This window comes from Cellulomonas sp., from assembly GCF_965229465.1.
Lineage (GTDB): Bacteria > Actinomycetota > Actinomycetes > Actinomycetales > Cellulomonadaceae > Cellulomonas.
This window is the reverse complement of record NZ_OZ245882.1, coordinates 1978969-1999966: the sequence shown is the minus strand read 5'-3', so window position 1 is coordinate 1999966 and position 20998 is coordinate 1978969. Positions and strand designations below refer to the sequence as shown.

18 protein-coding genes and 1 riboswitch are annotated in these 20998 nt (G+C 73.8%); of the genes, 9 read left to right on the top strand and 9 right to left on the bottom strand.

All coding sequences use genetic code 11. The features are described from left to right. Positions 1-2 precede the first annotated feature (2 nt). From ACO06A_RS09645 to ACO06A_RS09635, 3 genes are read right to left on the bottom strand one after another with little or no spacing between them, the layout of a single operon-like run. Positions 3-3059, bottom strand: coding sequence for an AAA family ATPase (locus tag ACO06A_RS09645; RefSeq protein ID WP_421735789.1), 3057 nt, complete (start codon positions 3057-3059; stop codon positions 3-5). Beyond that, complete coding sequence (locus ACO06A_RS09640; protein WP_421735788.1) at positions 3059-4222, bottom strand: exonuclease SbcCD subunit D; 1164 nt, start codon at positions 4220-4222, stop codon at positions 3059-3061. The genes ACO06A_RS09645 and ACO06A_RS09640 overlap by 1 nt, the downstream gene beginning before the upstream one ends. A gap of 56 nt (positions 4223-4278) precedes the next feature. Next, positions 4279-4623 carry an STAS domain-containing protein gene (locus ACO06A_RS09635; RefSeq protein ID WP_421735787.1) on the bottom strand — a complete coding sequence of 115 codons (345 nt, stop codon included), beginning with the start codon at positions 4621-4623 and terminating at the stop codon, positions 4279-4281. Between the two features lie 134 nt (positions 4624-4757). On the opposite strand from ACO06A_RS09635, the gene ACO06A_RS09630 reads away from it, so the two are divergent. Then, positions 4758-5150, top strand: coding sequence for a PPOX class F420-dependent oxidoreductase (locus ACO06A_RS09630; protein ID WP_421735786.1), 393 nt, complete (start codon positions 4758-4760; stop codon positions 5148-5150). Here ACO06A_RS09630 and ACO06A_RS09625 read toward each other — a convergent pair. The 4 genes from ACO06A_RS09625 to ACO06A_RS09610 are packed head-to-tail and all read right to left on the bottom strand — an operon-like array spanning position 5140 to position 6793. Further along, positions 5140-5646 carry an aminoacyl-tRNA deacylase gene (locus ACO06A_RS09625; RefSeq protein WP_421735785.1) on the bottom strand — a complete coding sequence of 169 codons (507 nt, stop codon included), beginning with the start codon at positions 5644-5646 and terminating at the stop codon, positions 5140-5142. The two genes, ACO06A_RS09630 and ACO06A_RS09625, sit on opposite strands and share 11 nt — an antisense overlap. A 24-nt stretch (positions 5647-5670) precedes the next feature. Beyond that, entirely contained in the window at positions 5671-6048 is a 378-nt protein-coding gene (locus ACO06A_RS09620; RefSeq protein ID WP_421735784.1) for a nuclear transport factor 2 family protein, read from the bottom strand. 18 nt (positions 6049-6066) lie between these two features. Further along, positions 6067-6492 carry an SRPBCC family protein gene (locus ACO06A_RS09615; protein ID WP_421735783.1) on the bottom strand — a complete coding sequence of 142 codons (426 nt, stop codon included), beginning with the start codon at positions 6490-6492 and terminating at the stop codon, positions 6067-6069. Then, on the bottom strand, positions 6485-6793 hold the full coding sequence (locus tag ACO06A_RS09610) for an ArsR/SmtB family transcription factor (protein WP_421735782.1): 309 nt from the start codon (positions 6791-6793) through the stop codon (positions 6485-6487). The genes ACO06A_RS09615 and ACO06A_RS09610 overlap by 8 nt, the downstream gene beginning before the upstream one ends. 101 nt (positions 6794-6894) lie before the next feature. Here ACO06A_RS09610 and ACO06A_RS09605 point away from each other — a divergent pair, with 101 nt between their 5' ends. Next, entirely contained in the window at positions 6895-7983 is a 1089-nt protein-coding gene (locus tag ACO06A_RS09605; protein ID WP_421735781.1) for a hypothetical protein, read from the top strand. A gap of 40 nt (positions 7984-8023) precedes the next feature. Beyond that, the gene (hrpA, locus tag ACO06A_RS09600) at positions 8024-12181 is read left to right on the top strand and encodes an ATP-dependent RNA helicase HrpA (protein WP_421735780.1); all 4158 of its coding nucleotides are present in this window, start codon (positions 8024-8026) and stop codon (positions 12179-12181) included. 6 nt (positions 12182-12187) lie between these two features. Here hrpA and ACO06A_RS09595 read toward each other — a convergent pair whose 3' ends face one another. Both ACO06A_RS09595 and ACO06A_RS09590 read right to left on the bottom strand, forming a co-directional pair. Continuing rightward, entirely contained in the window at positions 12188-12970 is a 783-nt protein-coding gene (locus tag ACO06A_RS09595; RefSeq protein WP_421735779.1) for an ABC transporter permease, read from the bottom strand. Beyond that, on the bottom strand, positions 12970-13887 hold the full coding sequence (locus ACO06A_RS09590) for an ATP-binding cassette domain-containing protein (protein ID WP_421735778.1): 918 nt from the start codon (positions 13885-13887) through the stop codon (positions 12970-12972). The genes ACO06A_RS09595 and ACO06A_RS09590 overlap by 1 nt, the downstream gene beginning before the upstream one ends. Positions 13888-13968: 81 nt before the next feature. Between ACO06A_RS09590 and ACO06A_RS09585 the strand changes: the two genes are divergently transcribed. The 6 genes from ACO06A_RS09585 to ACO06A_RS09560 all read left to right on the top strand — a co-directional run bounded on the left by ACO06A_RS09585 (position 13969) and on the right by ACO06A_RS09560 (position 20930). After that, positions 13969-15102 carry a TetR family transcriptional regulator gene (locus tag ACO06A_RS09585; protein WP_421735777.1) on the top strand — a complete coding sequence of 378 codons (1134 nt, stop codon included), beginning with the start codon at positions 13969-13971 and terminating at the stop codon, positions 15100-15102. A gap of 69 nt (positions 15103-15171) precedes the next feature. After that, positions 15172-15774, top strand: a complete 603-nt coding sequence (locus tag ACO06A_RS09580; RefSeq protein ID WP_421735776.1) for a DNA-3-methyladenine glycosylase I — start codon at positions 15172-15174, stop codon at positions 15772-15774. A gap of 72 nt (positions 15775-15846) precedes the next feature. Next, positions 15847-16062, top strand: a complete 216-nt coding sequence (locus ACO06A_RS09575) for a hypothetical protein (RefSeq protein WP_421735775.1) — start codon at positions 15847-15849, stop codon at positions 16060-16062. A 91-nt stretch (positions 16063-16153) separates the two neighbouring features. Next, a riboswitch (SAM riboswitch) is annotated at positions 16154-16249 on the top strand. Between the two features lie 64 nt (positions 16250-16313). After that, entirely contained in the window at positions 16314-17363 is a 1050-nt protein-coding gene (locus ACO06A_RS09570; protein ID WP_421735774.1) for a methylenetetrahydrofolate reductase, read from the top strand. Beyond that, on the top strand, positions 17360-19702 hold the full coding sequence (metE, locus tag ACO06A_RS09565; RefSeq protein WP_421735773.1) for a 5-methyltetrahydropteroyltriglutamate--homocysteine S-methyltransferase: 2343 nt from the start codon (positions 17360-17362) through the stop codon (positions 19700-19702). The genes ACO06A_RS09570 and metE overlap by 4 nt, the downstream gene beginning before the upstream one ends. A 64-nt stretch (positions 19703-19766) precedes the next feature. Continuing rightward, positions 19767-20930, top strand: coding sequence for a MalY/PatB family protein (locus tag ACO06A_RS09560; RefSeq protein WP_421735772.1), 1164 nt, complete (start codon positions 19767-19769; stop codon positions 20928-20930). Positions 20931-20998: the final 68 nt, after the last annotated feature.

The window sequence follows — 20998 nt, the reverse complement described above, 5'->3', positions numbered from 1 at the left end:
TATCAGCCTGCGCGCACGACGAGCGTGCTAGGACCCGCCGCGGTGGGGCGGATCTCGATGCGGTCGGCGATCGACTGCTTCAGCGCCTCGACGTGCGACACGACCCCGACCACCCGGCCCCCGGCGCGCAGGCGTCCGAGCTCGGCGAGCACCGCGTCGAGCGTGTGCGGGTCGAGTGAGCCGAACCCCTCGTCGACGAACAGGGTGCCCAGATCGATCCCGCCGGCCTCCGCGGTGACGACGTCCGCCATCCCGAGCGCGAGGCACAGCGACACGTAGAACGTCTCGCCGCCCGACAGGGTGCGTGGGTCGCGGGGCTGCCCGGTGACGTGGTCCACCACGCGCATGGCCAGCCCGGTGTTGCGCGCGCGGACGTCCTCCTTCTCATCGCTGCGGACCAGCTCGTAGCGACCGTCGGACATGAGCAGGAGCCGCTCGTTCGCGGCGGCGACCACGTCCTCGAACCGGCGCACGAGCACGAACGTCGCCAACGAGAGGCTGCGGGCGTTGTCGCCTCCGCCACCGCCCGTCAGGTCGGCCAGCCGGGCCACCGGGCCGGCGGCCTCGACCGCCGCTGCCAGCGCCACGGCGGCGGCGAGCACCTCGTCCGCGGCGGCGGACGCGGCCGCGGCGCGCTCGGTGGCGACCCGGGCCTCTCCCGCGGCCTCCTCGGCGCGCGTCCGGGCCAGCGCCTCGGCGGACCGCGTGCCGTCGACGTCCACCTCCAGGTCCTCCGCCAGCTCCGCGATCGGCGGCTCGGCCAGTCCCACAGCCACCCGGTCCAGCGCGGACGCGTACGCCGTGACGATCCGGTCCAGCTCCGCGAGCACCCCGGCGTCGACTGCCGCGGAACGCGCGGCTCCGGCGGAGTCGAACGCGTGCTCGGCCAGCCCCTGCGCCAGCTCGTCGCGACGACGCTGCCACTCGTCCTGCGCCGCCTCTTCCTCCGCCAGGGCCTCCAGGACCTCGCCGGCCGCGGCCGATCGCCCCCGCAGCTCCGCGTGCCGCGCCGCGACGGTCGGGTGCTCCCCGCGACCGGCGACGACGGCTGCCTCGGACGCGTCGAGGTCCAGCACGGTCACCTCGAGCACCGACCGGTCCCCCGTCAGGCGGGCGACGGTCTCGGCGCGTTCGGTCTCCCGCTCGTGCGTCCGCGCGTCGAACCCGTCGAGCGCCGGCGCGAGTCGGGCCACGGCAGCCTCGGCCGTCCGGGCCTCGTCGAGTGCGGCGCGGGCGACCGTCGTCCGCTGCTCGGCCGCGTCCGCCGTGACCTGCCCGACCCGGGCGCGCAGCCCATCCACGCGCTCGCCCAGTCCGCTGCACCGCTCGGCTGCCTCGCGCAAGCCGGCCTCGGCCCTCGCGCGGTCCGCCTCCGCGCGCTCGACGCGCTCGGGGGACACGTGGTCAGCGTCGAGCAGGGCCTTGGCGGGGTGCACCGCGGACCCGCACACGGGGCACGGGTCTCCGTCGTCGAGCCCCGCGGCGATCTCGCCCGCCAGGCCGGCGATGCGCGCAGCCCGCAGGTCACGCTCACGGTCCAGCGCCGCCGTCGCGACCGTCGCGGCCGACGCTCGCGCGTCGACCGCTGCCGCCAGGGAGCTCTCCGTCGAGGCCAGCTCGCGGTGTGCGGCGACCAGCTCGGTGGCCGCCGCGAGCGCCGACTCGTGGCCAGCCCGCCGAGCCGCCCGCGTGCGGGCCGCCTCGAGCTCCGTCAGCAGCGTGGTGCGCGCACCGGGCCGCGCCGCGAGCCACTCGTCGTCCGCGGCGATCGCCGCGACCAGGTCGTCGATCGCGTGGCGCGCGTCCCGGACCGCCCGCCGCCGAACCTCCAGCCCTGCCTCGACGTCCACGAGCCGCGCGAGGGCGGCGGCCTCCTCGCCCGCCACCCGGCCCCTCGCCTGCACGTGCGCTCGCAGCGCGGTGCCCGCAGGCGGGACCGCGATGTCCTCCGGTGCGGCGTCGAGCGCGGCCCGGAGCGCCTTGCGTGCTCCGTCCAGCGCAGTCTCCGCACGCTCGAGGCCGACCAGCAGCGGGCGCACCGCGTGGGCAGCGCGGGCGGCGGTCAGCCGCAGGACGGCCTCGGCGTTCGTGTCCGCGGCGGCGTCGAGAGCCTCGCGCTCGGTACGCAGCGCGGCACGACGCCGCAGCAGCGAGTCCGTCGCGGTCACCTGGTCGAGCAGCTCGCGGGCCTGCCGGCGCGCGTCGTCCGCGGCGGTCGCCGCCGCGCCGGCAGTCTGCGCGACCCGCACGAGTCCGTCGGTCCGCGCGGTCACCACCGCCTGCACCCCGGCGACCAGGCCCTCGGAGCCCAGCACCGCCGCGTCGATCGCGGCGCGGACCTCGGCGGCCTCCTCGCCGGTCAGCCGGGCGGCGCCGACCAGCTGGGACGACGCGGACGCGAGCGCGGCCCGGGCGGTCACGCACGCGCGATCGCCCTCGCGACGCATCTCCGCGAGTCGCTGGGCCAGGCGGTCGTACACCTCGGTGCCGAAGATCTTCTGCAGCAGACCGCGCCGCTCCTCAGGCTTGGCCCGCAGGAAGTGCGCGAACTCCCCCTGCGGCAGCACGATCGTCTGCACGAACTGGGTGCGGTCCAGACCGACGGCCTTCTGGATCTCGGCGCCGATCTCGTCGAGCCGGTTGCCCAGCGGGACCCCGAGGGTGTCGAGGGTGGACGGGTCGAGGTCGACCCCGGACGGCAGCCGCCACGCCTTGACCGTCGCGTTCGCCGTGGTGGTGCCCGAGCCCCGCCGCTTGGCCCGCTGGTACGCCGGGGTGCGCCGCACGCGGTAGACGCCCGCGGGCACCTCGAACACCAGGTCGACCACGCTCTCGACGTCGTCGGGCGCATAGGCGGAGCGCAGCCGCTCCTCCGACGCCTCGCTGGACGCGACCTTCCCGTACAGGGCGAACACGATCGCGTCGATGAGCGTCGACTTGCCCGAGCCGGTCGGCCCCTCGAGCAGGAACAGGCCCGACTCACCGAGCGCGTCGAAGTCGACGGTGTGCCGGCCGGCGAACGGCCCGATCGCCTGGACCGTGAGGGAGCGCAGGTGCATCAGGCGCTCCGCTCCATGGCGGCGACGTCCTCGTAGGCGCGGCGCAGCACCGCGGCCTCGGCCGGCGTCGGGCCGCGACCGGTCACGTGGGTGAGGAAGTCGGCGGCCACGTCGAGCGGGTCGTGCGCCGCGGTGATGACGGCCGCACGCTCGGTTCCGACGGCCTCCGCCGCGCGGTGCTGCACGACCAGGGCGTGCGGGAACCGCTGCTTGACGCGTCGGTAGAGGTCGTCCGGCCGGTGCGCGTCCGTGACGGTCACCCGCGTCCAGGCGTCCGTGTGCGGCTCGCCCGCGGCGCCGAGCAGGTCCTCGAGCGTGCCGGTCACGTCCGCCAGCCGGCGAGGCACGGGCGCGTCGACCAGCGACGTCCGGACCGAGCCGCCGGACAGGTCCACCAGCACGGACGACTTGGCGTGGTGCTGCTCCGAGAACGAGTAGGCCAGGGGTGAGCCGCTGTAGCGCAGGACGGTCCCGTCCACCCCCGACACGACCTGCGGCCCGTGGAGGTGGCCCAGGGCGACGTAGTCCGCACCCGCGAACACCCCGGCCGGCACCTGGTCCACGCCGCCGACGCGGATGTCCCGCTCGGACTCCGTCGGCACTCCGCCGATGACGAAGGCGTGCGCGGCCACCACGGACCGCGGCCGGGTCGACCCGGAGCGCGTCGACAGATCGGCCCGGATCCTCCTCATGGCCGCCGACGCCACCGCCTCGTGCGACCGGGACAGCGGCTCGGGCCTGTCGGCCAGCTCGACGCGGGCGAAGTCGGGGTCCAGGTACGGGATGCCGTAGACCAGCACGTCGCCGTCGTCGTCGGGAAGCACCACCGGCTCCGCCAGCCCGGCGACCCGGGTGCGCAGCCGGACACGGTCCCGCATCAGCGCGGACCCGAAGCCCAGCCGCGTGGCCGAGTCGTGGTTGCCGGACGTGACCACGACCGTCGTGAGCTCGGCCAGCCGGGCGAGCGTCTCCGACAGCAGCGTCACGGCCTCCACGGGCGGGATGGCCCGGTCGTACACGTCCCCGGCGACGACCACCGCGTCGACCTGCTCGGCGCGCACGACGTCGACCAGGTGCGCCAGGTACGCCGCCTGGTGGTCGAGCAGATCGACCCCGTGCAGCGTCCGGCCCAGGTGCCAGTCCGACGTGTGCAGCAACCGCATGCCGCGAACGTAGACCAGCCCACCGACACACCCGCCGACCCGGCAGGAGTGTTGCGTCAGACGCTGGTCACAGGCTCCGCGGGCAGCTCGCCGGACAGCCCGACCATGTCCAGCACGTCCCGCAGCACGCGGTTCGGGTCCAGGAGCGTGACGGGGATCCCCGCCTCGGACGCGGCCAGGTGCAGCTGGAGCACGAACGCGATGCCCGACGAGTCGATGAACGTCGCCTGGGTGGAGTCGATGACGACCGGGTCGCCGGTCACGAGCGCGAGGCCCATGCAGGCGCTGGCCTCGTCGCGCAGCGCCGCGTCGATCTCTCCGACCAGGACGATGACGGTCCGAGCATCCTGCGCCTGGACCCGGATGGTGCCGGCCGCGGCCGCGTGCTCGATCAGGTCCATAGCTCCTCGGTTCATGCCCGACGCGGCACCGGAGCTCCTTTCCGGCGGGACGACGCTACCCGTCCTGCGGGATCGCGCCATCCGAGGGGAGAAACGGACACCGGCCGCGGGCGGTTCCCGGTTAGCCTCGAGCGATGGCCTCCCACGAGCTCCCGCCCAGCCATGCCGACCTGCTCGAACGCCCCCTGTTCGCGCACCTGGCCACCGTCGCGCCCGACGGCTCCCCGCACAGCAGCGTCATGTGGTTCGTCTGGGACGGCGAGGTGCTCCGGTTCACGCACACGTCCACGCGGCAGAAGTTCAAGAACCTCCAGCACGAGCCCCGCGTCGCCATCTCGATCCACGACCCGGAGGACCCCTACCGCTCGCTCGAGGTGCGCGGCACGGTCGAGTCCACGGTCCAGGACGACGAGGTCGCGAGCTTCTACAAGTCGCTCCAGACGCGGTACGGCCAGGACTACGAGATCACCGACGCCGCCCGGCGCGTGATCTTGACGGTCCGGCCGACGACCTTCGTCACGAAGTAGCGGGCGGCTCGGGGTCGGTCACGTCCGCGACCGTCGCGTCGAGCGCGCGCACGAGGTCGGCCCCGTCGATGTTCGCGGCCACGCCGTGCGCCCCGCCCCCGATCGACACGCTGCGGGTGGGCACCCGGGAGTCCGCGACGACGGGCCACGCGACGAGCGACCCGAACGGCGTGATCGTGCCGCGCTCGTAGCCGGTGACGTCCTTGGCGGTGGCCGCGTCCGGCATCGAGAGCCGAGAGACGCCCAGCAGCGCACGCAGCTTGGGCCACGAGATGGTCCGGTCGCCCGGGACGAGCACGAACAGGAAGTCGTCGTCGCCGCGGCGCACCACGATCGTCTTGACGATGCCGGCCGGGTCGACTCCGCGCGCCTCGGCCGCCTCCGCCAGCGACCGGACCGGTCCGTGGCGGGTGACCTCGAACGGGACCCCGGAGGACTCCAGGCCGGCGAGCGCCCGGCGCTCCCCCTCGGTCGGTGCAGCGGCTGCGTCGCTCATGCCGTCACTGTAGGACGGGGTGCGTCAGCGGGCAGGCGCAGCGCCCGCCATGGCCTGGGCGAAGGCCGCGGTGTCGAACACCAGGGTCTCCGCGGCGAGCAGGCCGTCACGGACGACGAAGTGGTCGACGGTCAACGGCAGCGGCTGCCCCGCCCGACCGCGCAGCTCGTACATCACCAGCGCCTCGTCGTCGTCGGCGAGGGCGGCGACCCGGCGCCAGCCCGGCCCGATCCGCGAGCCGAACCGCGCGAGGAACGGGAGGAAGTCGGCCGCCGAGGTGAACGTCGCCCCTGCACCCTGGAACGCGAAGTCGGGTGCGAGGTAGGTGGCGGCGGTGTCCAGGTCGCCGGAGGTCCAGGCGTCCTGGTAGGCGGTGACGAGGTCGAGCACGTCCTGCGGCATGGCTCCTCCAGAGCGGGTTCATCGGGTCCAGGTATCAGGGCCGGCGTCGTCGCCTGCGGCCGTCGACGTCAGGCGGGACAGGAAGTGCACCCAGCCGTCGGCGTGGCCCGCGAGCCGCGTCTCCGGCAGGCCGGTGTGGGACAGGTCGACCCGCGTCCCACCGGGCACGGGCGTGAGGACGAACTCGACGCGGCTCGCGGACGGCGGCAGGTCCTCGCTGCCCGCCATCCCCCACGACACGACGACCCGCCGGTCCTGCTCGACCTCGAGGTACTCCCCGCGCACCAGCGATCCGCCGATGTCGACGGAGAACTCGCCGCCGGGCACCGGGTCGAGGGACGCCCGGTGGCCCATCCAGGCGACCATGCGCTCGGGGACCACCAGGTGGGCGAAGACCACGGCGGGCGGGGCGTCGATGTGGATGGACGTGGCGTAGTCAGCCATCCGACGCCTCCGCGGCGGCCTTGAGCGCGCGCAGGTGCGTCGGCCAGAAGTCGTCCAGGTAGTCGCGCACCGCGGCGAGCCCGTCGGTCCGGACCGCGTACAGGTGCCGCGTCCGGTCGCGCTGCTCGCTGACGAGGCCGGAGTCCCGGAGCACCCGCAGGTGGTGCGAGACAGCCTGCTGCGACATCGCCACGCGCTCGGCGATCTCCCCCACCGCGTGCGGCTGGTCCCGGACCACCGCGAGGATCCGCCGGCGGTTCGGGTCGGCCAGCGCACGCAGCGCCGCGGCGGCGTCGGTCATGGAACCTCCACAAGTCTTTGTTTGTACAAGCGACGATAGGGCCTACCCGCCGACCCGGCAAGAGTGCGGGATGCTGAGCGCCGACCACGACGGGAGGCCCCATGCATCCGGTGACGAGCGAGCTCCTGCACCTTGCCTCGGTTGCCCTCGCGCTGCCGGTGACCGACCCACAGCCACTGGGCGGCTCGGACCGGTCGGAGGTGCTGCGGTGCCGGACCCCGACCGGCTCGGTCGTCGTCAAGCGCTACCCGGCAGGCGACGCGGCCCGGCGGGCGTGGGCGCGCGAGGTCGCGGGGCTGCGCACGCTGGCCCACACCCCCGACCTCCTCGCAGCCGACGACGAGCACCGCGTCGTCGTGATGAGCGACCTCGGCGACGGCCCGACGCTGGCCGCTCTCCTGCTCGGTGAAGATCCGCGTCGTGCCTGGGACGGCGCGCTCGACTGGGTCGGCGCGCTGGCCGACGCGCTCGGCCGCTCGCACGGTACGACGGAGACGTTCGCGGCCGCGCTCGGTGACGTCCCCGACGACCCCACGTCGGCGGCCGCGCGCGCCGGCGCCCGGCGGTTGCAGGACGACGTCCTCGGCCTCGACGCCGATCCCGTCCTCGATGCCGAGCTGGACCTGCTGGAGACCCTGGACCACCGCAACCCCGCCTCGGACGTCGTCTCCCCCACAGACACCTGCCCCGACAACGCGATCCGCACGCCCGACGGCTGGCGCTTCCTCGACCTCGAGGGCGCGACCGTGCACCACGTCGCCTACGACGCCGCCTACGCCGCGATGCCCTTCTCCACCTGCTGGTGCGTCTTCGACCCGCCGCCCGGCTTCACCGACCGCCTGCTCGACCGGTTCACCACCGCCCTCGCGCCCCACCTCCCCGACGCGGTCCGTGAGCCGGGGTGGACGCTGGCCGTCGACCGCGCCTGCGCGGCGTGGATCCTCGCCATGACCGGCTGGCTGATCGACGGGGCCGACGAGGACCGCCCGCGCGTCGGTCCGCCCGGTGTCCCGTCGCCGTCCTACCGGCAGCTGCTCACCACGCGCTGGCGCTGGGGCGCGGTCCGGCTGCGCGCGACCCTGCCGGGTGTGGCCGGCCTGCTGGGTGCCGCGGCAGCGTGGGCCGACGAGGAGTGGGGGGAGTCCGCCGCGCCCGTCGGGCCCTACCGCGCGTTCGCCCGCGACGAATGAACGAGCGGTCCGCGCCCTGCACCTGGGAGACTGGGCCGTCGTGAGCGCGCCGTCCCCCTCCCCCGCCGACCCGTCCGGGTCCGGTGGCGGGCGACCCCCGAGGCGCCGGGGCCGCGGGCGCCGCAAGCCGGCAGCCGTCGAACAGAAGGCCCAGTCCGCCGGCGCGGGTCGACGCTCGTCGGGTCGCGACGACCCGGCTCGCACCACCGCCCGCCGCGCGCGCGCCGCCGCTGTCCGGCAGGCCGTCGAGCTCCCCCCGATCGTCTACCCGGAGCAGCTGCCCGTCAGCGCCCGTCGCGCCGAGATCAGCGACGCGCTCCGCGACCACCAGGTCGTCGTCGTCGCCGGCGAGACGGGCTCCGGCAAGACGACCCAGATCCCCAAGATCGCCCTCGAGCTCGGTCGCGGGCGCGCGGGCCAGATCGGCCACACGCAGCCCCGCCGGATCGCGGCCCGCAGCGTCGCGGAGCGGATCAACGAGGAGCTGGTCGGCGACGCGCCCCTGGGCGGGGTCGTCGGGTACCAGGTGCGGTTCACCGACGAGTCGAGCGAGTCGACCCTGGTCAAGGTGATGACCGACGGCATCCTGCTGGCCCAGATCCAGCGCGACCCCATGCTCTGGGCCTACGACACGCTCATCATCGACGAGGCCCACGAGCGGTCGCTCAACATCGACTTCATCCTCGGCTACCTCACGCGGCTGCTCCCGCAGCGGCCGGACCTCAAGGTCGTCATCACGTCGGCGACCATCGACTCCGACCGGTTCGCGCGCCACTTCGCATCTGGGGACGGGACGCCCGCTCCGGTCGTCGAGGTCACCGGACGCACCTACCCGGTGGAGATCCGCTACCGACCGCTGTCACCGGACGTCGAGGAGGGCGCACCGGTCAAGAAGCGGGGCGCCGAGGACCGCGACCCGATGACGGCCATCTGCGAGGCGGTCGACGAGCTCTCCCTCGAAGGGCCCGGCGACATCCTGGTGTTCCTGTCGGGCGAGCGGGAGATCCGCGACGCCGAGGACGCCCTGCGCTCCTCGCTCGGCGCCCGGGTGTCCGACCCGCGCACGCCCGGCGCCGTCGAGCTGCTCCCCCTGTACAGCCGGCTGTCCGCCGCCGAGCAGCACCGGGTGTTCGAACGGCACCAGAACCGCCGCGTGGTCCTGTCCACCAACGTGGCCGAGACGTCGCTGACCGTCCCCGGCATCCGGTACGTGATCGACCCCGGCACCGCACGCATCTCGCGGTACTCCAAGGCCACCAAGGTCCAGCGGCTGCCCATCGAGCCCATCTCGCAGGCCTCGGCCAACCAGCGCTCGGGGCGGTGCGGCCGCGTCGCGGACGGCATCGCGATCCGCCTCTACTCGCAGGACGACTTCGACGCACGGCCGTTGTACACCGAGCCGGAGATCCTTCGTACATCACTGGCGTCGGTCATCCTCCAGATGATCGCCGTCGGCGTGGCCGCGACACCCGAGGACATCGGCGACTTCCCGTTCGTCGACCCGCCGGACACCCGCGCCGTGCGCGACGGCGTGCAGCTGCTGACCGAGCTCGGCGCGCTGGGGGACGGGCGCCTGACCGACGTCGGACGCGCGCTCGCCCAGCTGCCGATGGACCCGCGGCTGGCCCGGATGATCGTCGAGGGCGGCCGCCGCGGGGTCGCGCGCGAGGTCATGATCATCGCCGCGGCGCTCTCGATCCAGGACCCGCGCGAGCGACCCGTCGAGGAGCGCGAGAAGGCCGACCTCTCGCACTCCCGGTTCGCGGATCCGACGTCCGACCTGCTCACCTACCTGAACCTCTGGCAGTACCTCAAGGACCAGCAGCGGGACCTGTCGGGGTCGGCGTTCCGGCGGATGTGCCGGTCCGAGCACCTCAACTACCTGCGCATCCGCGAGTGGCAGGACGTGGTCACGCAGCTGCGCGAGCTGGCCAAGCCGCTCGGGATCCTGGTGAACGCGCCGAAGCAGACGGTCGAGGCCGACGGCCTCCGGCTCGAGTGGGACGGCGACCGCATCCACGTGGCCATCCTGTCCGGCCTGCTCTCCCAGATCGGGATGCAGGAGGCGACGGAGGTCTCGACGCGGGGCAAGGCGCCGGGCCGGGTGGACCGACGTGCACGCAACGAGTACCTGGGCGCCCGGGGAGCGCGGTTCGCGATCTTCCCCGGCTCGGGGCTCGCCCGGAAGCCGCCGGCCTGGGTCATGGCCGCGGAGCTGGTGGAGACCAGCCGCCTGTGGGGGCGCGACGTGGCGCGCATCCAGCCGGAGTGGGCCGAGGAGGTGGGCGCGCACCTGGTGAAGCGCACGTACTCCGAGCCCGCGTGGTCGACCCGGCAGGGGGCGGCGACCGCGTTCGAGAAGGTCCTGCTCTACGGCGTCCCGATCGTCAACCAGCGCCGGGTCCTGTTCGCGAGGGTGGACCCCGAGCACGCGCGAGAGCTCTTCGTCCGGCACGCCCTGGTACAGGGCGAGTGGACCACCCACCACGAGTTCTTCCACGAGAACCGGCGACTGCTGGCCGAGGCCGAGGGCCTGGAGGCGCGGGCGCGCCGCCGTGACCTGGTGGTCGACGACGACACCCTCTTCGCGTTCTACGACGAGCGCGTCCCCGACGACGTGGTCTCCAGCCGCCACTTCGACCAGTGGTGGAAGACCGCCCGCCGCGAGCACCCCGACCTCCTGACGTTCACGCGCGAGCTCCTGGTGGGGGAGGCCGGCGCCATCGACGAGGCGGCGTTCCCGTCGCGCTGGCCGCAGGGCGACCTCCGCCTCCCGCTCACGTACCAATTCGAGCCTGGTACAGAAGCTGATGGCGTGACTGTACATATCCCGCTGTCGACGCTCGCCCGCCTGACGCCCGACGGCTTCGGCTGGATGGTCCCCGGCCTGCGCGAGGAGCTGGTCACCGCCACGATCCGCTCGCTGCCCAAGCCCGTCCGCGTCCAGCTGGTCCCCGCGCCCGACGTGGCGCGAGGTGTCGACGCCTGGATCACCGAGCACGCCGCCGACTGGGAGGACACTGTGCGCGCGGGCGACGCCGCTCCGTCGTTCCGCGACGTGATCCGGCGCGCGGTCCGCGAGCTGCGGGACGTCGACGTGCCCGACGACGCCTTCGACGACGACCGCCTGCCGGCGCACCTGCGGATGACGTTCCGCGTGGTCGGCGACCGCGGGGGAGTGGTGGACGAGGGCAAGGATCTGCTGGTGCTCCAGCGCCGCCTGGCCGACCGGACGCAGAAGGCGGTCGACGACGCCGTCCGCACCGCCGTGCGCGCGGCGATGGAGGAGGCCCGCAAGGCGGCTCCCCCGGCGACCCCGGTCGAGACGCCCGCACCTGCCCCGGCGATCGACGTCGAACGCACCGGCCTGACCACCTGGCCCGACGACCTGGCCGAGCTCCCCGAGGTCGTCGAGGTCGGCCGCGTCCGCGCGTTCCCGTCGCTGGTCGAGGAGGGCCAAGCCGTCGCCGTCCGCGCGCTGGCCGACGAGTCCGCCCGCCCCGAGGCCTCGCGTCGCGGGCTGCGCCGGCTGCTCCTGCTCGACGTCGGCCTGACGCAGGGCCGGATCACCACGCGCTGGACGGGAACGCAGGCCCTGACGCTCGCCGCGAGCCCGTACCCGAGCACGGACGCCCTGGTCAGGGACGTGCAGCTGGCCGCGATCGAGAGCCTGCTGACCGAACCGGCGGCGAGCGTCCGCACCGCGGAGGCTTACCGGGCACTGCGCACGACGACGCGGGACCGCCTCGAGGACACGGTGTTCGGCGTGGTCACCGACCTGGTCGCGGTGCTCACCGCGTGGCGCGAGCTCGACGCGGAGATCCGCGCGCGCTCCAGCCTCGCCCTGCTGGCCACGGCCCAGGACGTGCGCGCTCAGGCCGCACGCCTGGTGCACGACGGGTTCGTCAGCGAGGCCGGCGCCGCGCAGCTCGGGCACCTGACCCGGTACCTGCGGGCCGCCCGGCACCGACTGGTGAAGGCGGCCGACAACCCGCAGCGCGACGCCGACCTGGCTTGGCAGGTGCGGGACGTCGAGGACCTCTACGAGGCCGTCGTCGCCAAGCACCCGCAGGACGCCGGGCTGCGGGACGTCCGCTGGATGCTCGAGGAGCTCCGGGTCAGCCTGTTCGCCCAGCAGCTGGGCACCCCGGGCCCGGTGTCGACCACCCGCATCAAGAAGGCGCTCGCCGCCTTCTGAGCCGCCTCACTGCTTGCGCCGGAAGAGCACCGACGCCGCCAGCCGCGCCACGACGAAGATCCCCACGCACCACACGACTGCCGCGAGCGCCGAGTCCCCCGCGCCGGTGCCGAGCAGCAGCCCGCGCAGGGTGTCGGTGATCGGGGTGATCGGGTTGTAGGTGGCGATGGTCTCCAGCACCGACGGCATCGACTCCGGCGGCACGAACGCGCTGGACACGTACGGCAGGAACAGGATCGCGAACGAGAACCCGCTGGCCGCCTCCGGCCCCGAGGCGACGACCCCGATGGCGACGGCCACCCACGTGAGGGCCAGCACGAAGAGCCCGATGAGCCCGATCGCGGCCAGCCACTCGAGCGGCGTCGCGTCCGCGTCGAACCCGATGAGGAACGCGATGCCGATCACCAGGGCGGTCGAGACGGCGTTGCGCACCATGCTGGACACGACGTGCCCGGTGAGGACCCCGGTGGGCCGGATGGGCAGGGACCGGAACCGGTCGATGATCCCGCCGGTCAGGTCGCTGGCGACGTCGACCGCGGTGGTCGACGAGCCGTAGCCCGCGGTGAGCAGGACGATCCCGGGGACCACCCAGTCGACGTACTCCCCGCCGGTCTGGATGGCGCCGCCGAACACGTAGACGAACATCAGCAGCAGGATCACGGGAAGCATCACCGCCATCAGGACGGTGTCCAGCTGGCGCAGCGACCGGCGCAGGCAGCGGCCGATCATCGCGGACGTGTCGTGCACGGACCAGCCGAGGGCCGGTGCCTGCGTGGTGAGCGTGGTCATCAGGACTCCCGGGAGGCGACGAGGACGGGGGACTCGGCTGTGCCGGTCTCGGTCGGCCGGCCCGTCAGGGTGAGGAAGACGTCGTCGAGCGTGGGGGAGCGGACCTCCCAGTGCTCGACGTCGGCACCGGCGAGCTCGACGTCGCCGAGGATCCGACGCACGTCGGCCACGGACCCGTCCGTGACGATCCGCTCCTGAGTGCCGTCCTTGCGCCGCAGCTCCACGTGCGCCGAGCCGACCGCCCGCTTGAGCTCGCGCGCCGTGCCGTCCGCGATGACGCGCCCGTGGTCGATGACGGCCACGCGATCCGCCAGCTGGTCGGCCTCCTCCAGGTACTGCGTGGTCAGCAGCACCGTCGTGCCCTCCGCGACCACCGACCGGATGACGTCCCACAGGTCGTTGCGGCTGCGCGGGTCCAGCCCGGTGGTCGGCTCGTCGAGGAACACGACCTGCGGTCGGGACAGCAGGCCCACCGCCAGGTCGAGCCGACGCCGCATGCCCCCGGAGTAGGTCTTGACCACGCGCTTGCCCGCGTCGGTCAGGTCGAACAGCTCGAGCAGCTCGGCGCTGCGGGTGCGCACCTCGGCGCGCCCCAGGTGCGCCAGCCTCGCCATGAGGTGCAGGTTCTCGGTGCCCGTCAGCAGGTCGTCGACCGCCGCGAACTGCCCGGTGAGGCTGATGGCCGCCCGCACCTGCGCCGGTTGGTGCACCACGTCCTTGCCGGCGACGTACGCCGTGCCGCCGTCCGGCCTCAGCAGCGTGGACAGGATGCGGACGACGGTCGTCTTGCCGGCGCCGTTGGGGCCGAGCAGGGCGAGCACCTCTCCCTTGCCGACGTCGAGGTCGACGCCGTCGAGCACGGTCAGGTCGCCGTAGGACTTGCGCAGCCCCCGGGCGACGACGACAGGAGCAGTCATCGTGATCTCCTCTTCTGTGTATGGCGTAAACTGTGTGTGTACTTCATACACACTTGTAGGATCACGGGTCAAGGAGGTGTCGTGGACGACGACGCACGGGAGGCCGAGGAGGCTCGCCGCGAGGCCGGGCTCCTGCGACGGGACCGGGAGGAGGCCGAGCGCGCGGAGGCCAAGGAGGCCGACCGCCGCAGGCGCGACCTCGAGAAGGCCGACCAGGCCGCCCGCAAGGAGGTCGAGCGCCGCGAGCGCGACCGGCTGAGGGCCGAGCAGGACGCCGCCAAGGAGCAGGACCGGCGCCGCAAGGAGCAGGAGAAGGCCGCTCAGCAGGCCGTCCGGGAGGCGGCCCGGCAGCTGCGCGAGGCGGAGAAGGCGCAGCGTGCGGCCGCCCTGGCCCAGCAGCAGGCCGCGCGCGAGGCGGAGAAGGCCCGTCGGCACGCGGTGCGGGTGGCCGGGTCCGAGGGCGTCCCCATGGACCTGCCCCCGGGGATCGCCGTCCTGTGGCGCACCCCCCCGGCCGGCCGGCCCGGTCCGCGGCCGAGCCTCACGCTGGAGCAGATCGCCGACGCCGGGATCGCGCTGGCGGACGCCGAGGGGCTCGACGCCGTCTCGATGGCCCGGCTCGCCGAGTCTCTCGGGTTCACGACGATGTCCCTGTACCGGTACGTGTCGTCCAAGGACGAGGTGCTGAGCCTCATGTCGGACCGCGCCTCCGGGCGCCCGCCGGTGCTCGGACCGGAGGTCGGTGGCTGGCGCGAGCGGCTCGAGCTGGTCCTCGTGGTGCAGAAGCCGATCCTGCGCGCGCACCCGTGGCTCGCGCGGACGTCCACGGTCCTGCACGCGGTCGGACCGGGCCGGCTCGCCTGGATGGAGGCGATGCTCTCCGCGCTCGACGGCACGCCACTGTCGGAGCAGCAGAAGGTCGGCGCCATCGGCCTGCTCGCCTCGCACGGCCTCGACCAGCTGCGGATCGGCGAGGAGCTGAGCGGCGCCGGACGCACCGCCGCGGTCGGCACCGCCGCCGAGGGCGCTCCCGCGCCGGACCTGGGCGAGCTCATCTCGATGCTCGCCTCCGGCGACGAGCACCCCACGCTCCTGCGCGCGGCCACCTCGGGCGCCTTCTCCTTCCCGGAGGACGCACCCGAGGACGACGAGCTGGACTTCGGCACCGTCCTCATCCTCGACGGCATCGAGCGGCTGATCGCCCTGGCCTCCTGAGCCGCCCACAGCCCCGCGCCGCGCACAGCCCTCGGCGTCGGTGTCCGTGGCGCGCGGGAGACTCGGCGCATGACCTCGCTCGCCGTCCCCCGCACCGGCCGCTGCTTCGGCGACGGCACCCCCCTGTACGAGCAGTACCACGACGAGGAGTGGGGCAAGCCCGTCCACGACGAGCACGCCCTGTACGAGCGGCTCGCCCTGGAGGGCTTCCAGTCGGGCCTCGCCTGGATCACGATCCTGCGCAAGAGGCCCGCGTTCCGCACGGCGTTCGCGGACTTCGACCCGGAGGTGGTCGCGGAGTTCGGTGACGACGACGTGGCGCGCCTGATGGCCGACGCCGGCATCGTGCGCAACCGCGCCAAGATCGAGGCGACGATCGCCAACGGTCGCGCCCTGCGTGAGCTGCACGCCGCGGGGCGCACGCTCGACCAGGTGCTGTGGTCGCACGCACCCGACCGGACGGGGTACCAGCGCCCCTCCGGCTGGGCCGGTGTCCCCGCGCAGACGCCGGAGAGCCGCGCGCTGGCCAAGGAGCTGAAGCTGCTCGGGTTCCGGTTCGTCGGCCCGGTCACCGCCTACGCGGCGATGCAGGCGTGCGGCGTCGTCGACGACCACCTCGCCACCTGCCCGTCGGCGGCGGGCTCCGTCGGTGCCGGGACGCCTCCCGGGTGAGATTTGCTCCTGGCGGGTGATCGTGCGGGCCGGGCTCTCGGCACCGTGCGCCTCGCGGACTACAGTACCGCCATGACGGAGATGCCCGACCCCGACGTTCGGCGTGACGCCGAGCGCGCGGCGGCCGAGGCGCTGACGGACAACGTCGTCCCCGATGCAGAGATCCTCGAGGCCGTGCAGGTCGGGCTGCTGTCCGTCCCCGCGGGCTCGCCGAACTCGTGGTTCGATGTCCCGTCCCAGCGCAGCCGCGTGCGCTCCACGAACCTCGCACCGCGCCGACCACACTGACGCCTTCGGGCGCCTGCATGACCTGCGGACGCCCGCGTCTCACAGGTCGAGCACGGTTGCCCAGCATGTGATCTGCGGACTACCATCGCGCCTACCATCCAGAGCGGCCGAGAGACCTGGCTCGACGACGCCGCAGCAACCCCCCTCCTCGCGAGGGTGTGGGTGCTTCCGCCAGGGGCGATGGAGTGAGTCATGTTCCTACAGGTCAGGTGTCCCCACACCGCTCCGGCGACGACCCCGCCGGGCGCGCCATGAGCGCCGCCGTGGCCGAGCCGCGCACCCCCGGGCTGCATGCCGCCACCGCACGCCGGGCGCAGACCGCGAACGACCGGCCGACCATCTCGTTCGAGCTCTTCCCACCCCGGAACCCCGATGCGGCGCCGCGCCTGTGGTCCACCATCCGGGCCCTGGAGTCGGTGCACCCGGACTTCGTCTCCGTCACGTACGGCGCCTCGGGCAAGACCCGGGTCACCACGCGCGCGCTGGTCCGCCGGCTGCTGCGGGAGACGACGCTCAACCCGATCGCCCACCTCACCTGCGTGGGGACGTCGCGCGAGGAGATCACCACGATCGTGGGGGAGTTCCTCGACGAGGGCCTGCGCTCGTTCCTCGCGCTCCGGGGCGACCCACCCACGGACCAGAGCGACTGGGAAGCCCACCCGGAGGGCTTGCAGACGGCGGGCGAGCTGGTCGAGCTGCTGCGCGACATCGAGGCCCAGCGGTGCCTGGACAGCCCGTCGCAGGCCGTGCGGGCGCGGGTGCGCCCCCTGTCGGTCGCGGTCGCGGCGTTCCCGCGCGGCAACCACGCCACCGGCGGCACCCGCGCGCAGGACGTCGCGTCGCTGCTGGCCAAGCAGCAGGCGGGCGCCGACTTCGCGATCACCCAGGTGTTCTTCGACGCGGACGACTATCTCGGTATCGTCGCGGAGGCCCGTGAGGCCGGAGTGACCATCCCGATCATCCCGGGCATCATCCCGACCACGGACCCGGCCCGGCTGCTGCGCGTGCAGGAGCTGACCGGCGTCCCGGTGCCGAAGGACCTGATCGACCTGCTCGGCTCCGCCGGCGACGAGCTCGACCGTCATCGCCGGGGCATCCGGGCCAGCGTCGACCTGGTCAACGGCGTCCTGGACGGCGGAGCGCCCGGCGTCCACCTCTACACGTTCAACCAGCACCACGCCGCACTTGACCTGCTCGAGGGTGCACACCTCGACGGCGGAGCTCGGACAGCTCCCGACCTGGCCAGCTGGCCGCAGGACACGGCACCCCGCCCGACCCCCGAGGGACTGAGAAACACATGAGCGAGACCACCGCACCGAGCGTGACCTTCCCCGCCAGCTCCGTGCTCGGCTACCCCCGCATCGGCCCGCGCCGCGAGCTGAAGAAGGCCCTCGAGGCGTTCTGGGCGGGCCGCACGACGGCCGACGAGGTCGAGGCGACCGCCGCCGAGCTGCGTCGCCGCACCCGCACCCGCCTGGCCGAGCTCGGCCTGGCCACCGACGTGCCGGCCATCCCGAGCGCGTTCTCGTTCTACGACCACGTGCTCGACGCGACCGCGGTGGTCGGCGCCGTGCCGGCCCGCTTCGCGGACGTCGTCGGCGCCGACGGCGCGCTCGACCTGGCCGGGTACTCCACCGTGGCCCGCGGCCGCGGCGACGACCTGCCGCTCGAGATGACCAAGTGGTTCGACACCAACTACCACTACCTGGTCCCCGAGATCGGCCCGGAGACCACCTTCCGGTACGCCAGCACGCGCCCGGTGCGGGAGTTCACGGAGGCCCTGGCGGACGGCGTCCTCACACGTCCGGTCATCGTCGGCCCCGTCACCTACCTCGCGCTGGCCAAGGCCACCGAGGACGCGCCCGAGGGCTTCGCCCCGATCGACCGCCTGGCCGACCTGCTGCCGGTCTACGCCGAGCTGCTCACGGACCTCGCGGCCGCGGGTGCCACCTGGGTGCAGCTGGAGGAGCCCGCGCTGGTCTCCGACTCCGTCGCCGTGCCGGCCGAGCAGCTGCTCGCGTCCGTCATCGAGGCGTACCGCGCGCTGGCCACCGAGCTCACCCGCCCGCAGCGCCCGGCCATCCTGGTCGCCGCGCCGTACGGCGACCTCGGCGCGGCGTTCCCGGTGCTCGCCGCCACGGACGTCGAGGCCATCGGCATCGACCTGGTCCGCGGCCACGCGCCCGCCGAGCCGGTCCCGGGCCTGTCCACCAAGACGCTGGTCGCCGGCGTGATCGACGGCCACAACATCTGGCGCGCGGACCTGGACGCCAAGCTGGCCATCCTGGAGCAGCTGGAGGGCCTCGGCGCCGCCGCGGTGACCGTCGGCACCTCGACGTCCCTGTTCCACGTGCCGCACACGCTCACGGACGAGCCGAACCTCGACGAGACCCTGAAGACCTGGCTCGCGTTCGCCGACGAGAAGGTCGTCGAGGTCGTCACGCTGGCCGAGGGTCTGACCGAGGGCCGCGAGGCCATCCACGAGCAGCTGCTCGCCGCCACCGACGCGGTGAGCTCGCGCCGGACGGCGCCCGGCGTCGTCAACCCCGAGGTCCGCGACCGCGTGGCCGCCCTGGACGAGAACGCGTTCGGTCGCGGCTCGTTCGACGAGCGCAAGGTCGCGCAGGCCGCCCGCCTGAACCTCCCCCCGCTGCCGACGACGTCCATCGGCTCGTTCCCGCAGACCACCGAGATCCGCACCGCGCGTGCCGCGTTCGGCAAGGGCGAGCTGACGGAGGCGCAGTACGACGAGGAGATGAAGGCGGAGATCCGCCGCGTCGTCGAGCTCCAGGAGAAGATCGGCTTCGACGTGCTGGTGCACGGCGAGCCCGAGCGCAACGACATGGTGCAGTACTTCGCGGAGAACCTGGACGGGTTCGCCGTGACGCAGAACGGCTGGGTCCAGTCGTACGGCTCGCGCTGCACGCGTCCGTCGATCCTGTGGGGCGACGTCTCGCGTCCGAAGCCGATTACCGTCGAGTGGTCCTCGTACACGCAGTCGCTCACCGAGAAGCCCGTCAAGGGCATGCTCACCGGCCCGGTGACCATCCTCGCCTGGTCGTTCGTGCGCGACGACCAGCCGCTGGGCGACACCGCCAACCAGGTGGGCCTGGCCCTGCGCGACGAGATCGCCGACCTCGAGGCCGCCGGCATCGCGATCATCCAGGTGGACGAGCCCGCCTTGCGCGAGCTCCTGCCGCTGCGGGTGGAGGACCACGCCGCGTACCTCGACTGGTCGGTGCGCTCGTTCCGGCTGGCCACGGCCGGGGTCCGGCCCGACACGCAGATCCACACGCACCTGTGCTACTCGGAGTTTGGCGAGATCATCGGCGCGATCGACGGCCTGGACGCCGACGTGACGTCGATCGAGGCGGCCCGCTCGAAGATGGAGATCCTCGGCGACATCTCGGCGGCCGGCTACCCGCGGGGGATCGGCCCGGGCGTCTACGACATCCACTCGCCGCGCGTCCCCAGCGAGGCCGAGGTCGAGGAGCTGCTCACCGAGGCGGTCAAGGCCATCGCGGTCGACCAGCTCTGGGTCAACCCGGACTGCGGCCTGAAGACCCGCCGCTACGAGGAGGTCGCCCCGTCGCTGGAGCACATCCTCGCCGCGACCCGCGCGGTGCGCGCCACCCTCTGATCCACCCGACGGCCCCGGACACCAGCAGGTGTCCGGGGCCGTCGCGCGTCCTAGGGTCGGTCCGGTGACGATCTTCGACTCCGTCCCGCTGGACCAGCTGCGCCGACGGACGAGCGTGAAGTGGCAGCACTACCCGCCGGACGTCCTGCCGCTGTTCGTCGCCGAGATGGACGTGCCGCAGCCGGAGCCGGTGATCCGGGCGGTGACCGACGCGCTGCGCGCCGGGGACACCGGGTACTCCGAGGGCACCGCGTACGCCGAGGCCTTCGCCGCGTTCGCCGCCGAGCGCTACGGCTGGGACGTGGACGTGCCGGCCACGCGCACGGTGCCTGACGTGATGCTCGGGATCGTCGAGCTGCTGGGGCTGCTCACCGACCCCGGCGACGCCGTCGTCATCAACCCGCCCGTCTACCCCCCGTTCCGCGGCTTCGTCGAGCACGCCGACCGCCGGGTGGTCACGGCTCCGCTGCGCCCGGACGGACGGCTAGACCTGCCCGTGCTGGGGGAGGCGTTCGCGCACGCGCGTGCGCACGGGAAGCGCGCGGCGTACCTCCTCTGCCACCCGCACAACCCGACAGGCACCCTGCACACGGCGGCCGAGCTCCGGGCCGTCGGCGAGCTCGCCGCGCAGCACGGCGTGCAGGTGGTCTCCGACGAGATCCACGCTCCCCTGATCCCCACCGCCGCGGACGGCTCGGCACCGCGCTTCGTGCCGGCGACCACCCAGATCCCCGACGCGATCGCCCTGCACTCCGCGTCCAAGGCGTTCAACCTCGCGGGCCTGCGGGCGGCCCTGGCGGTACCCGGGCCTGCGGCGACGCAGGACCTGGCCCGCCTCCCGGAGCTGGTCGGCCACGGCGTGATGCACCTCGGCGTCGTCGCGCAGACCGCCGCGCTGCGCGACTGCGGGCCGTGGCTGGACGACGTCCTGCGCGGGCTCGGCGACAACCAGCGCCTCCTGGCGTCACTGCTGGCCGACGCGATCCCCGACGCGGTCTGGGCCGTGCCCGAGGCCACCTACTTCGCGTGGATCGACCTGCGCGCGGCGCCCGCCGTCCGGGCCGGCGCCGACCCCGCGCGGCTCGCCCTGCGCGGCGGACGGGTGGCCCTCAACCAGGGCCCCACGTTCGGCGTCGAGGGCGCCGGATTCGTCCGGCTGAACCTGGCCGCCTCGACCGCGACCCTCACGGAGGCTGTCAGGCGAACGGCCCTTGCCCTGGCGAACTGAAACCGATTCGTGACCAACCGCCACCCACCCGGGCTCATTACCCCCTAGGCACGTGCCGATCCTTCCCA